We start from the raw sequence: 12899 nt of genomic DNA on the forward strand, positions 1-12899 counted from the left end.
CTGAAGCATGTGCGGGGCCGCGCCCCCGTGCCGCGGGGCGAGCGGAGCGACGAGGCCGGGTCTACGGTGAAGTCCATGACGACCCACCGCGCCGACCCTGTTCCCCGGAGTGCGGACCACCCCGTGAGTCCGGACGGCCCCCGACGGCCGGCCCTCCTGGTCTTCGACGTCAACGAGACGCTCTCGGACATGTCGTCGATGGGTCAGCAGTTCGAGGACGTCGGTGCACCGGCCCACCTGGCGAAGGCCTGGTTCGCGGGAGTGCTCCGCGACGGCTTCGCACTGACCGCTGTCGGTGCCAGCGAGCCCTTCGCCCAGATCGCGGCGGAGTCCCTGCGCGGCCATCTGCACGGGTTACCGCTCAACCGCGGCACGGAGGAGGCGGTTGAGCACGTCATGGCCGGGTTCACCGAGCTCCCGGTCCACGCGGACGTCCCGGCCGGTGTCCGGACCTTGACGGATCTCGGGATCCGACTGGTGACGCTGAGCAACGGGTCCGCGTCCGTCGCCGAGGCACTGTTCGACCGGGCCGGGATCCGCACCCACTTCGATGCCCTCCTGTCCGTCGAGCAGGCGGGCGTCTGGAAGCCGGACAGGGGCGCGTACGCCTACGCCCTCGAGCGGTGCGACGTCGACCCGATGGACGCCATGCTGGTCGCCGTGCACCCCTGGGACATCGACGGCGCCGCGCGAGCAGGACTCGCCACTGCCTGGATCAACCGCGAGGGCGGCGTCTACCCCGGGTACTTCCGCTCCCCGGACCTGCATGCACGGTCGCTGACCGAGCTGGCCGAGCAGCTCACGTGACATGCGCTCCGGGGAGGAGCGACGGGGCACCGGGCCGCCGAACCGAGGACTCGCGACCTCGGCTCGGCGGCTCGCGATCAGAGCGCGGGTGCGGCCGGGAGGTCGAGGTCCGTCTGCACGAAGTGGTTGAAGTAGTTCGTGAACAGGTTCAGCGTGACGTGCACGGACAGCTCGGTGAGCTGCTCATCGCTCCACCCGGAGTCGAGCGCCGTCTGCCAGGTCGCATCGCGGACCGAGCCCACGTCCGCGGTGTACTCGCGCGCCAGCTCCAGCAGCGCAGCGAGCGTCGGGTCGAAGTCCACGGCACCTGCGCGGATCGCCACCATCTCGTCGTCGGAGAGTCCGGCAGCCCTGCCCCCGCCGGTGTGCGCGGCCTGGCAGTAGGAGCAGTCGTCGACATTGCCGACCGCGAGTGCAATGGCCTCGCGGGTGCGTCCGTCGAACGATCCGTGGTCGGCGATGACCTCTTGCAGGGCGACGTACGACTGGAGCGCGACCGGGGAGTGCGCCATCTCGCCGTGGATGTTCAGGACCTTGCCGAACTTCACATCCAGGGCCTTCAGTGCGTCCCGGCTGTCCTCCGGGGCGGTCTCGAGCGTGTGGACGGGGATGCGGGGCATGGGAGCCTCCTGTGCGTAGCGGTTTCTTCCTGTCACCGCCCACAACGGCCCCCGCGTGGGGGAGCGTCCTCGAATGTCACCGGGGAGACACTCTTGGCTCCGAACAGGGACACGGATCCAGGAAGGGCCACCGATGCGCAACCGTGAGCATCCGTCCGCCGAGTTCCGCGAGGCGCTGTGGATCTCGCGGTGCGTGGGACACGCCGAGACGACCCCGCTGCGGCCGGAGGACGTCGAGGGCCTGGCGAGCTTCCTCCACGTCCGCAGCCTGGCGGCCGGCGAACCGCTGGTGCGAGCCGGGGACGAGCCCACGGACGTCTACATCGTCCGTGACGGCTGCCTGGAGCTGGCGGTCCGCAGCGCCGGGCGACGCATCGTCATCCAGATCCTGCGCCCCGGCGACATCGACGGCGACATCCAGATGCTGCTCGGCAAGGCGATGCCGTACGAGACACGGGCCCAGACCGACACCACCTGCCTGATGCTGGAACGGGAGGCGTTCGAGCGGCTCCTCGCCACCCACCCCCAGCTGTCACGACGGTGGCTGACGAGCGTGTCGGAACGCCTGGCCCGCTCCCACTCCCGCTTGACCAACCTGCTCGGGCAACCGCTGGACGTCCAGGTCGCCCAGCTGCTCCTCGAGGAGCGCGTCGACGACGTCGTCGTGCTGACCCAGACGACGGTGGCGGCGTTGCTCGGCGTGCGCCGGCCCTCGATCAATCGCGTCCTCAAGCGCTTCGCGCGGGACGGCATGGTGGAGGTCAGCTACGGCAGGGTGCGGGTCCTCGACGCTCTCGCCCTGGCCAAGCACACGGCACCCTCGGATACGGGGACCGCGTGAATGAGGCCTCGGTGGCTCCGGCTGTTCGTCGTCTGCGCGCACGCCCGTCCACTAGCGTCCGACCATGAGAGCGATCGTCCAGGACGGCTACGGATCCATCGATCACCTCAGCCTCGGCGAGGTCCCCCCGCCGGTGCCGGCCGAGGACGAGGTGTTGGTCCGGGTCCGGGCAGCGTCCGTGCATCCGGATGTGTGGCACGTCATGGCCGGCCGGCCGGTGGTGCTGCGCCTCATGGGCTCCGGGGTCAGGGGCCCGCGCGAACGAGTGCCCGGGACCGACGTCGCGGGGGTGGTGGAGTCCGTCGGCAGCGCGGTCACCAGGTTCACGCCGGGTGACGAGGTTTTCGGGGAGACCATCCGCGGCATCCAGTGGAGCAACGGCGGTGCATTCGCCGAGTACGCCACCGCCCCTGAGGACGGACTGGCTCCCAAGCCTCCCCGCGTCAGCTTCGAGGAGGCAGCGGCAGTGCCGACCGCGGGGCTCATCGCTTTGAAGAACCTGCCGCCACACCGAGTGCCCTCCGGTGCGCGAGTCCTGGTCAATGGTGCCGCAGGAGGCGTCGGCTCGATCGCCGTGCAACTCGCCAAGGCCTACGGCGCGCAGGTCACCGGTGTCGACCACGCGAGCAAGCTGGCACTGGTGCAGTCCCTGGGCGCAGACCAAGTCATCGACTACACCGTGGAGGACTTCACCCGCACCGGTGAGCAGTGGGACCTCATCTTCGACGTGCCCGGCAACCACTCCTTCGGTGCCATACGCCGTGCACTGCGACCGCAGGGGAAATACGTCCTGATAGGGCACGATGCATTTGGCGCGACCGGGCACCACTGGCTCGGCAGCATCCCGCGCATGCTGGGACTCATGGCGCGCTCGGCCGTGTCCCCTCAGCTGCGCGGCGGGTCCTTTGCATCACCAGAGAAGCGGCAGCTGCTGGCCATGCTGGCGGAACTCATGGAATCGGGACAGCTGCGCACAGTGGTCGACTCGACGTATCCCTTGGAGCAGGTGCGAGAGGCGATGCGCCACCTCATGTCCGGCCAGGCGCTGGGACGGGTCATTGTCCGCATCGACTGAGACACCCACCGGTCAGTCCACGTCACCGACGACCGCGGGACTCTCCGCCGGGCCCTGGTCCAGCCGGAACGGCGGGTAGGTGTCGGTCATCAGGGCGACGTACGCGATCACCCGGTAGACCCACCGGTTCAGGCCGACCAGCAGGTCGAACAACGGGGCCGGGTAGCGGCCGGTGAAGAGCAGCAGCAGCCCGGCCGCCAACGTCAGCGCGCCGACCAGGCCGCCGACGGCGACGTGAAAGCCGTCCGCGTCACCGAACTGCCACGTGCCCGCGAGCACGGACAGCACGATCAGGTGCGGCAGGGCCAGCAGCCACGACTTGACCAGCACCAGACCGCGCGAGAGCCGCTCGGGGTAGGCGACGTCGAGGTCGGCCGGGTAGTCGGTGTGGCCGAGGGTGAACGGCGGGTAGCGGTCGGTGCCGATCGCAGCCGTCGCGTAGAACTGCACCCGCCAGCTCCACCGCAGGATGCCGACGTTGAGGTCGAAGAGGCCGCGCGGGTAGCGACCGGTGACGAGGATGGCGAGGAACGCCACCACGGTGAGCACCAGGAAGACCAGCCACAGGAGCGCGAGCACGACGAAGTGCGGGATCGCCAGGAACCACTTGACGAGCCAGAGCACACGGTTCAGCTGCGGGTCCTTCGCGCCGACCAGGGCCACGGGGGTGTCGGACCGGACGGCCAAGGGAGGTTGACCGAGCGCGGACCGGCGGGCGTCCCGCGGTCCCGGCGCCGAGGCGCCGTACACGACGAGCAGTGCGCCGCCGAGGACCAGGGCGCCGCCGAGCAGGCCGAGACCCCACGCCAGGGGTGCGAGCCAATCGAGGCGTCCGCCCGCGGACAGGTCGACTGTGACTCCCGGGGAGCCGTCGACGTTCATCACCACGGCGGTGTAGGTGCCGGGCTCGACGTCCCAGGTCAGCGTCTGGGTGTCGGGGCCGCTGCTCTGCGCGGTCCAGAAGCCCTGGTCCGTGGGGGCCTCGCTCAGGTCGCCGCCGGTGCCACGGCGGGTCAGCGAGTAGTCGAACGGGTCGGTGCGCAGGTCGCTGACCTCGTCGTACGACGCACCGTCCAGATAGTCCGCGACGTCGGTGCTCGGTGCGATCCCGATGAAGACGGCCGAGGCGTCCGCGGACCGAGCGCTCAGCCGCACGGTGGCGAGGTCACGGTCGGCCCACCCGTCGTCGGGGTCGGGGTCGCCGAAGTCCACGACCTCGCTGGAGAGGGCCACCGTCTCGGTGGTGAGCTGCTCGGGCGGGGTGCTGAAGAACCCGTCGTCGGCGCGCTGGGTGGCCATCGCCCAGCCGAGGCCGAGGCCGCCGAGCAGTAGCGGGAAGCCCGCGAGCGCGACCAGGATGCCGATGACGAGGGGGACCGGGCGGCTCCTGCGTGAACTGGTGCGGTCTGGATGTGGGGTGTAGGTGCCCATGGGAGCCTCCTGTGCCGTTCTGCACCGGGTGCGCAGGACCAGGACTCCACCGTGACGGCTCTCGTGGTCGTCAGACATCGGCCGTGAGGCTCCGAGCCGCTCGTGCCTTCGGCCGGGGGCAGGTCAGACTTTCGGCCGGTCCCTGGGCGGCGTTCCATCCGTACGCTGAGGGGGTGAGCACTCCACTGCGGTCGCTGCTGGAGGAACCCAGGCCCCCGGCCCCACCGGTTCGGGTGTGGCGGGACTGGGTGCTGCTCGCGGTCGTGACCGTCTCCGCGGTGTGCGAGGCGCTCCTGCGGGAGGACCTGCCACTGCCGGCGCTGTCGGTGGCGCTGACCCTCGTCCTGGCGCCCTTGGTGCTGTGGCGGCGTACCCACCCGTTCGCGGTGGTCGCGGCCGCCTTCGGCGCGACCCTCGTGGTTGACATCGGGCTGATGGCGGCAGACGCGCCAGCCCTCGAGATGTACACCATGGTCTACCTCCTGGTGTTCCCCTACTCCCTCTTCCGGTGGGGCTCCGGGCGTGAGGCGGTGGCGGGCCTGGCGATCATCCTGGTCGCGGCGACCCGCGCGATCGTCGTCGACTGGGCCGGGGTGGCCGACGCGATCGGCGGGGTCGCTGTGCTGATGTCCGCCTTCGCCCTGGGCTGGGCCGTGCGTTCCCAGCACGGCGCCAGGGAGCGAAGGACCGAGCAGGTGAAGTCGCAGGAGCGGGTCCTGTTGGCGCGCGAGCTGCACGACACGGTGGCCCACCACGTCTCTGCCATCGCCGTCCAGGCACAGGCAGGGCGCGCCCTCGCGGCCACCAGCCCGTCGTCGCCGCTGAAGGCACTGGAGGTGATCGAGATGGAGGCAACGCGCACGCTTGCGGAGATGCGGGCGATGGTCCGTGTGCTGCGCAGCGAGGCACCCGTCGACTACGCCCCGCAACCCGGTGTGGCCGACCTCGAGCAGCTGTCCGGGGCCTCGCCTGCCGGGCCGCGGGTGGAGGTCACGGTCTCCGGTGACCTTGCCGCCCTCCCTGCGGCGATCGACGCCGCCGTGTTCCGGATCGCCCAGGAGGCGGTCACCAACGCACTGCGGCATGCCCGCAACGCCACCCTGGTGGACGTGCACGTCGCCGGTGACCAGTCGACGGTCAGCCTCGTCGTCCGCGACGACGGTGATCCGGCCCCGGCAGACCCCGCCCACGAAGTGGGGTTCGGGCTCACCGGGATGGTGGAACGTGCACTGCTCCTGGGTGGCGCGTGCCGGGCAGGTCCCTGCCCCGGTCGCGGTTGGGCCGTCAGCGCGACACTGCCGCGGCAGGTGCCGGCGTGAGCATCCGGGTGCTGGTTGCCGACGACCAGGATCTCGTGCGAACCGGACTGCGGCTGATCCTCGGCACCCTGGACGGCATCGAGGTCGTGGGGGAGGCGCGCAACGGGCACGAGGTGGTGCGGCTGGCTCGCGAGCTGCGCCCCGACGTGTGCCTGATGGACATCCGGATGCCCGTCCTCGACGGGGTCGAGGCGACCCGCCTGCTGGCCGGACCGGGCGTCGAGGACCCGGTCGCAGTCGTCGTGATCACCACCTTCGACCTCGATGAGTACGTGCACGGTGCGCTCCTGGCCGGCGCCACCGGCTTCCTGCTCAAGGACGCCGGACCCGAGCTGCTCGGCGAGGCGATCCGGGCGGCCACCCGAGGTGACTCACTCATCTCGCCCAGCATCACCCGCCGGCTGCTGTCGACCTTCGCGGGCACGGGTCGGGCAGCGCCCCCCGCCCAGCCCCTCGACGCGCTCACCGAGCGCGAGGAGCAGGTGCTGCTCACCATCGCGCGGGGCCGTACCAACGCAGAGATCGCTGCCGAGCTGCACATCAGCCTCAGCACCGTGAAGACCCACATCGGCAGCCTCATGGCCAAGCTCGGCGCCCGGAACCGGGTGGAGGTCGCGATGTGGGGGTACGAGACCGGCCGGGTCCGGGAGTAGCGGCCGGCCAGCTCCGCCCGGGACGAAGGCCGGAGGAGGCGAACGCCCCCGTTGAGTCCGGCGGCGCCATTGACCTTGCCACTGGTCGGGAGGAGAGTCGAGGGAGGACGACCTGCGCGACGATCGCGTTCGCCATCCTGGCTTGGAGGCGAACATCATGAGCCTGTCGACCTATCCGGTGCGTGTGGACGCGCACCTCGATCCAGGACTGAACCGCTGGTTGTGGCTGGTCAAGTGGGTGCTCGTCTTACCGCACTACGTGGTCCTGGTCTTTCTCTGGATCGCCTTCGTGGCGTGCAGCGTGGCAGCCTTTTTCGCGATCCTGTTCACCGGCCGCTATCCGCGCCCGATCTTCGACTTCAATGTCGGAGTGATGCGCTGGAGCTGGCGAGTGAGCTATTACGCCTACGGTGCGCTGGGCACCGATCGGTATCCGCCCTTCACGCTGGCGGAGGTGCCGGACTACCCGGCCCACCTCGAGGTGGACTATCCGGAGCATCTCAAACGTGGTCTGGTGCTGGTGAAGTGGTGGCTGTTGGCAATCCCGCACTACCTCGTCATCGCCTTCTTCGCCGGTGGCGGGGTGTATCTCGTCAATGAGGCGACGACAAGCGACCAGAGTTACTGGAACTGGGGCAGCGGACTCATCGGTCTGTTGGTGCTCTTCGCGGCGGTGGTGCTCCTGTTCACCGGCCGGTATCCCCAGTCGATCTACGACCTCGTGCTCGGCATGAACCGGTGGGTTCTGCGGGTCGCCGCGTACGCGGGCCTCATGACCGACCAGTACCCGCCATTCCGCTTGGATCAGGGCGGTGACGACCCCCGTGGGGCGAGGTTGGCCGTGCCGCCCCCGAGCCAGCAGCAGTAGGAGGGGATCCACTTCGAGGCGAGCACCGCCCACTCCTCACCGGTGTTCGTGGTGTGGAGCGACGTCAGCCCTTCCACGGATGAGCCGTAGGCCGGTGACACCGAGCCAGACGAGCCACGCGGCCAAGCCCGCAACCCCGGCGAACACCAGTGGCGAGCCATCCGCGATGGCGAGGTTTCCGGCGCCAGCGAGAATGAGCACGCTGCCGCCCGCCACGCCGAGCAGCCGCTGCCACGGCCGTGTCAACCCGCTGGCGTGGGTGGCCAGCGACGCACCGATGAAGGTCGCCCCGAGCGCGGGCAGCGCGAGCGCGAAGAGCGCGGCGTGGAGCTGCCAGACCAGCTCGAAGACGGGGGTTGGCTCGGCCAGGCCCTCCGCGGCGAGCACGACCGCGATGTGCGTGGCTATGACGAGAGCGAATATCGCAGAGAACGTCGCTCCGGCTGCCACCGTGAGCCGCGACCAGTCCGCCCCTGCGGCGCCGCGGCGCTGCACCAGCCCCTGCAGTCCAGTGACGAACAGCAGGAGCAGGGGCATGTTCAGGGCCTCCAGACCCGCGGCGACGGACACGGCCCCCCGGTTCGCGGCGTGGTAGGCGAGGACCTCACCAAGAGGATCGCCGTAGGCGGGCGCGGCAGTGCCGTCGCCAAGGCCGAGGAGCTGGGCTGCAGAACCGTCGAACATCGCGTTCTGAAGGATCACTGACGCGGCGTAGGCAACCGCGAGGCCGCCGACCAGTCGCGTCGTGGACACCCGGTCCAGGACCTGCCGGTCCTCCAGCGCGGTGCGCTCTGCCTTCTGGGTTCTCACGTCGCTACTCCTTCGTCTCATTCGTTGTGTGGTTACTTGACCTCGGAGCGGCGCATGAACAGCAACCCGACGACGAGCGGGACGACGATCCAGATCGTCGTGGTCGAGGCGAGCATCGCCCACTCCTCCCCGGTGTCCATGGCGCCCTCGAGGAGCGCCACCTGCGTCTCGTTCCAGTCGACCCACGGCTGCAGGTCCTCGAACCACGAGCGCACCTGGGCCAGGAGGAGCAGGACGCCCGGCAGGACCAGTGAGACGACGAAGTAGCCCACGATCGCGGCCGCGGAGTTGCGCAGCAGGACACCGAGGGTGAAGCCGATGGCCATGCCGATCAGGTTGAAGAGCACCATCTGGGACGCCATGACCATGGAGATGTCCCACACCGTGTCGACGCCGGCGAGTGCGGAACCGGCCACGTTGCCGAGGGCGCCCACGGCGAAGGCGAGGGCCACGGAGACCAGTCCCACCAGGAGGGTCGCGATCGACTTGGCGCCGATGACCCGTCCGCGACTCGGCACGAGCGTGAACGTCGTGAGCCCGCTGCGCTGGCTCCACTCATTCGTGACGGCCAGGATCGCGAGCATCGGCAGGATCAACGACATCGGGAACCCGCTCGCCCTCGCGAAGCTCTCGTAGGTGACGTCGCTGTCCGGAGCGAAGATGACGACCGACCCGGCCGCGATGGGCGTCAGGACGCCGATGCTGACGAGCATCCAGAATCCTGAGCGGGTGTTGAACATCTTGCGCAGCTCGACCAAGACGAGGCGGGCGGTCGGGATGGGATGGGTGGTCCGGCGGACCGGCGCAGCCTGCGTGGGGGTGGTCGTGGTGGTCGTGGTTGGCGGGACGATCGTGGTGGTCATGACAAAACTCCTTCGCGTTGGGTGTCGGCAGTGAGCGACAAGAACATCTCTTCGAGTCCCGCGCCCTCGGCGGACCGGAGCTCGGTGAGGGTGATGCCGGCGGTCAGGGCCACGGCCCCGACCCGAGCGGGATCGGCATCCGTGCGGACCGAGCCGTCCCCGGCGAGCGTGCTGGGGATCCCGGCCTGCTCGAGTGCGTGCGCGAGGTCGCGCGGTGACGGCGAGCGGGCCAGCGTCCCTGCCGCGGCGAGGAGCTCCTCCTTGGTGCCGGACGCGACGATCCTGCCGTTGCCGATCACGACCAGGTCATCGGCGATGACCTCGATCTCGTGGAGCAGGTGTGAGGACAGCAGCACCGTGCCGCCCCGGCCGGCGAATCCCGTCAGCAGGTCGCGCATCCACCGGATCCCCGCGGGGTCGAGCCCGTTGGCGGGCTCGTCGAGGATCAGCACCCTCGGGTCTCCGAGGAGAGCCGTGGCGATACCGAGTCGTTGACGCATGCCGAGCGAGTAGTTGCGCAGCCGGCGCTTGGCCTCGGTGGGCGTCAGGCTCACCAGCTCGAGCATCTCGTCGACGCGAGAGCGGGGCAGGCCCATCGTGGCGGCGGCGACCGCGAGGATCTCGCGGCCGGTGCGACCGGCGTGCTGCGCCGAGGCGTCCAGCAGGACGCCCACCTCGAGGCCGGGGTTGGGGAGGTCGGCGAACCGCACTCCGTTGATGGTCGCGGACCCGGAGGTCGGGACGGTCAGGCCGACCATCACTCGCATCGTGGTGGACTTCCCGGCGCCGTTCGGGCCGAGGAAACCGGTCACGCGGCCGGGCCGGGCGGTGAAGGAGACGTTGTCGACGGCGGTGAAGTCGGCGTAGCGGCGGGTCAGGTACTCAACGGTGATCATGGACTCAACCCTCGCGGCATCGCGTCGTGCGCGTATCGGCTCGAGGGCCCGTCTTGTCCTGGCCGAAAGTACGGGCCGGGACCGGGCGTTGGGCCGATCCCGGGACCGTGAGGCAGCCCTACGATTGCGACAGTGACCGGCGTCGGTCGCAGACAGGGGTCCCGATGCGAGCTGTCATCCAGGACAGGTACGGCCGACCGGACGTGCTCCGGTTGGGCGAGCTCCCGGAGCCCGCCCCCGCTGCCGACGAGATCCTGCTGCGAGTGCGTGCGGTCTCCTTGAACGGCTCGGACCGGGAGAACCTGGTGGGAAGTCCGGCGTACGCGCGATGGACCAACGGACTGCGCCGACCGCGGGACCCGGTGCCTGGGTCCGACGTCGCGGGCGTCGTTGCCGCGGTCGGCAGGGCGGTCACGGAGTACGCCGTGGGGGACGAGCTGTTCGGCGAGCTGGCCGGATACCGGGGTGGGCTTGCCGACTTCGTCTGCGCACGACCCACGCTGTTGGCCCGGAAGCCCGCGGGGCTCTCGTTCGTGGAGGCCTCGACGATCCCGCAGGCGGGCGGCATCGCGCGCAGGGCGACCGCTGACGTCCGGTCGGGTGATCGGGTTCTGGTCAACGGCGCGGGCGGCGCCGGCGGTGTGTTCGTCGTCGCACTGGCCAAGCACTCCGGGGCGGAGGTGACGGCGGTCGACAGGGCCGACAAGGGTGACTTCCTGCGCGAGATCGGGGCCGACCGAACGATCGACTTCGCCACTGAGGACTGGGCCGACGCGCACGACCGCTTCGACCTGATCGTGGATCTCGTGGCCCATCGCTCGCCGCTCCGCGTGCACCGCCCCCTGCGGCGCGGTGGGAGGTACGCGGCGGTGGGCGGCCCCGCCAGGATCCTGCTGGGCACCGCGGTCGCCGGACCGCTCGTGGGGCGTGCCACCGGGAAGAGAGTCGGCGTGCTGGTCGTCCCCCAGTCGCGGGCCGAGCTCGAGGCGGTGACCGCCCTCGTCGTCCAGGGCGCCGTCACGCCGCGGATCGACCGCGTGTACTCACTCCGCGATGCACCCGCAGCCTTCGACCGACTCGCGGCGGGCGAAAGCCGCGGCAAGCTCGTGGTGGACGTGTCCGAAGGCTGACGGCCGGGGCCGGTACGACGGTCTACCGCCAGGTCACATCCGCCACGCCGAGCGCACCTGATGTGGTCACCCGCGACGGCCCCTGATACTCGGGGGATGCGATCTCGTCGATCAGGGGCGCCGACGGCCGCCACGGCCGCGGCGAGCGTCCTCGTGCTGAGTGGGCTCACGGCCTGCTCGAGCGAGCGTGCGGCAGTGGACTTCGCCGATGCGGTGGCCGAGCCGATCGTGGCCGCCGCTGGTGCGTCCGCGGCCTCGGTCGCCTCGAGCCGAGCCGCCTTCGCCGCCTCCGACGTCGTCTTCCTCGCCACTGGCGACTCCGTCGACCAGCTGGCCGACAACAGCCGGGAGGCGCACCTGCCGCTCCTGGTGGCCGGCCACGACGACGTCGCGGCGGAGATCGACCGTCTGGGGGCCGACACCCTCGTCGTCGCCGAGGGCAGCGACGCCCCCGAGGCCCTCACCGACGACCACGCCACCATCGAGGTCGACCCGGACGCGACGACCGAGGCGATGTCCCTCCCTTCGCTCGACACGGACGACGCGCACGCCCCGGTGACGGCCGTGCTCGACCCGACGGCGGACCATGACCGGTCGGCCGCCGTGGTCACGGCCAACGTCCGGGCCGCGGGCGGTCACGCGATCGAGGTGCCGGGCGGGGACCCACGAGCCACCCGGGCGACCGTCCGGGCGACCACTGCGGCCAAGGAGACCTCCTGGGTGGCCGTCGGTGGGTCCTTCGGGACCAGCGAGCAGCTCGCCGCCCGGGTGGAGACCGCCACGTCGGTGCCCCAGCTGCCCGGCGGTGGCCAGACCGTCTTCCCCGGGCGTCGCCTCGTCGGCCTGTACGGGACGCCGGGCACCTCGGAGCTGGGACCGCTCGGGGAGCAGGGCATCGAGGCGAGCATCGAGCGGGCGAAGGGCCTCGCAGGCGACTACGACGACCACAGCGAGGTTCCAGTCCTCCCGGCCTTCGAGATCATCGCGACCGTCGCGGACTCCGAGCCGGGGGCCGACGGGGACCACTCCCGCGAGGTCGATCCCGCCAGCCTCCGCCCCTGGGTCGAGGCCGCCGGCGACGCCGGGGTGTACGTCGTGCTGGACCTGCAGCCGGGCCACTCCGACTTCCTCACCCAGGCGAAGCGGTACGAGGACCTGCTGCGGGAACCGCACGTCGGCCTCGCCCTGGACCCGGAGTGGCGGCTCGAGCCCGGTCAGCGGCACATGGACCAGATCGGGTCGGTGGCCATCGACGAGGTCAATGCGACCGCCGACTGGCTGGCCCGGCTGACGCGCGAGCACTCGCTGCCGCAGAAGACCTTCCTGCTGCACCAGTTCAGCTCGCACATGATCGCCGACCGGGAGCAGCTGGACACCTCGCACGAGGAGCTCGCGACCGTCCTCCACGCCGACGGCCACGGCACGCCCGGCCTGAAGATGGGCACGTGGCGCAGGCTGCAGCAGGACCTGCCCGAGGACGTGTGGATGGGGTGGAAGAACTTCTACGACGAGGACACGCCGACCTTCACGCCCGAGCGGACGTACGACCTCGAGCCGCGGCCGTGGTTCGTCTCGTACCAGTAGGG

General features: G+C 70.6%; 13 protein-coding genes. 8 read left to right on the forward strand and 5 right to left on the reverse strand.

The window, feature by feature from the left end; translation table 11 throughout:
* The first annotated feature begins 75 nt into the window (after positions 1–75).
* The gene (locus O9K63_RS16505) at positions 76–807 is read left to right on the forward strand and encodes a haloacid dehalogenase type II (RefSeq protein ID WP_277239662.1); all 732 of its coding nucleotides are present in this window, start codon (positions 76–78) and stop codon (positions 805–807) included.
* A gap of 77 nt (positions 808–884) precedes the next feature.
* Here the strand turns inward: O9K63_RS16505 and O9K63_RS16510 are convergent, their stop codons facing one another.
* Entirely contained in the window at positions 885–1427 is a 543-nt protein-coding gene (locus O9K63_RS16510; protein ID WP_277239665.1) for a carboxymuconolactone decarboxylase family protein, read from the reverse strand.
* A gap of 133 nt (positions 1428–1560) precedes the next feature.
* Between O9K63_RS16510 and O9K63_RS16515 the strand changes: the two genes are divergently transcribed.
* Positions 1561–2268, forward strand: coding sequence for a Crp/Fnr family transcriptional regulator (locus O9K63_RS16515; RefSeq protein WP_277239667.1), 708 nt, complete (start codon positions 1561–1563; stop codon positions 2266–2268).
* 64 nt (positions 2269–2332) lie between these two features.
* On the forward strand, positions 2333–3343 hold the full coding sequence (locus O9K63_RS16520; RefSeq protein WP_277239669.1) for an NAD(P)-dependent alcohol dehydrogenase: 1011 nt from the start codon (positions 2333–2335) through the stop codon (positions 3341–3343).
* A gap of 12 nt (positions 3344–3355) precedes the next feature.
* Here O9K63_RS16520 and O9K63_RS16525 read toward each other — a convergent pair whose 3' ends face one another.
* Positions 3356–4774 (reverse strand): DUF4389 domain-containing protein, encoded by a 1419-nt coding sequence (locus tag O9K63_RS16525; RefSeq protein WP_277239671.1) that lies wholly within the window; start codon positions 4772–4774, stop codon positions 3356–3358.
* Positions 4775–4947: 173 nt separating this feature from the next.
* Here O9K63_RS16525 and O9K63_RS16530 point away from each other — a divergent pair, with 173 nt between their 5' ends.
* The 3 genes from O9K63_RS16530 (at position 4948) to O9K63_RS16540 (ending at position 7614) form a co-directional block, all read left to right on the forward strand.
* The gene (locus O9K63_RS16530) at positions 4948–6093 is read left to right on the forward strand and encodes a sensor histidine kinase (RefSeq protein ID WP_277239673.1); all 1146 of its coding nucleotides are present in this window, start codon (positions 4948–4950) and stop codon (positions 6091–6093) included.
* Complete coding sequence (locus O9K63_RS16535; RefSeq protein WP_277239675.1) at positions 6090–6746, forward strand: response regulator; 657 nt, start codon at positions 6090–6092, stop codon at positions 6744–6746. Before O9K63_RS16530 ends, O9K63_RS16535 begins: the two co-directional genes overlap by 4 nt.
* Positions 6747–6903: 157 nt before the next feature.
* A complete protein-coding gene (locus tag O9K63_RS16540; RefSeq protein ID WP_346771032.1) occupies positions 6904–7614 on the forward strand; it encodes a DUF4389 domain-containing protein in 711 nt (236 codons plus the stop codon).
* Positions 7615–7650: 36 nt separating this feature from the next.
* Here O9K63_RS16540 and O9K63_RS16545 read toward each other — a convergent pair whose 3' ends face one another.
* From O9K63_RS16545 to O9K63_RS16555, 3 genes are read right to left on the reverse strand one after another with little or no spacing between them, the layout of a single operon-like run.
* Positions 7651–8424 (reverse strand): hypothetical protein, encoded by a 774-nt coding sequence (locus tag O9K63_RS16545; RefSeq protein WP_277239677.1) that lies wholly within the window; start codon positions 8422–8424, stop codon positions 7651–7653.
* 32 nt (positions 8425–8456) lie between these two features.
* Positions 8457–9287 (reverse strand): ABC transporter permease subunit, encoded by an 831-nt coding sequence (locus O9K63_RS16550; RefSeq protein WP_277239679.1) that lies wholly within the window; start codon positions 9285–9287, stop codon positions 8457–8459.
* Positions 9284–10183 (reverse strand): ABC transporter ATP-binding protein, encoded by a 900-nt coding sequence (locus O9K63_RS16555; RefSeq protein WP_277239681.1) that lies wholly within the window; start codon positions 10181–10183, stop codon positions 9284–9286. The genes O9K63_RS16550 and O9K63_RS16555 overlap by 4 nt, the downstream gene beginning before the upstream one ends.
* Before the next feature lie 164 nt (positions 10184–10347).
* On the opposite strand from O9K63_RS16555, the gene O9K63_RS16560 reads away from it, so the two are divergent.
* Positions 10348–11313, forward strand: coding sequence for an NAD(P)-dependent alcohol dehydrogenase (locus O9K63_RS16560; protein ID WP_277239683.1), 966 nt, complete (start codon positions 10348–10350; stop codon positions 11311–11313).
* Positions 11314–11409: 96 nt separating this feature from the next.
* A complete protein-coding gene (locus tag O9K63_RS16565) occupies positions 11410–12897 on the forward strand; it encodes a hypothetical protein (protein WP_277239685.1) in 1488 nt (495 codons plus the stop codon).
* The last annotated feature ends 2 nt before the right edge of the window (positions 12898–12899 follow it).

This window comes from Janibacter cremeus (assembly GCF_029395675.1).
GTDB lineage: Bacteria > Actinomycetota > Actinomycetes > Actinomycetales > Dermatophilaceae > Janibacter > Janibacter cremeus_A.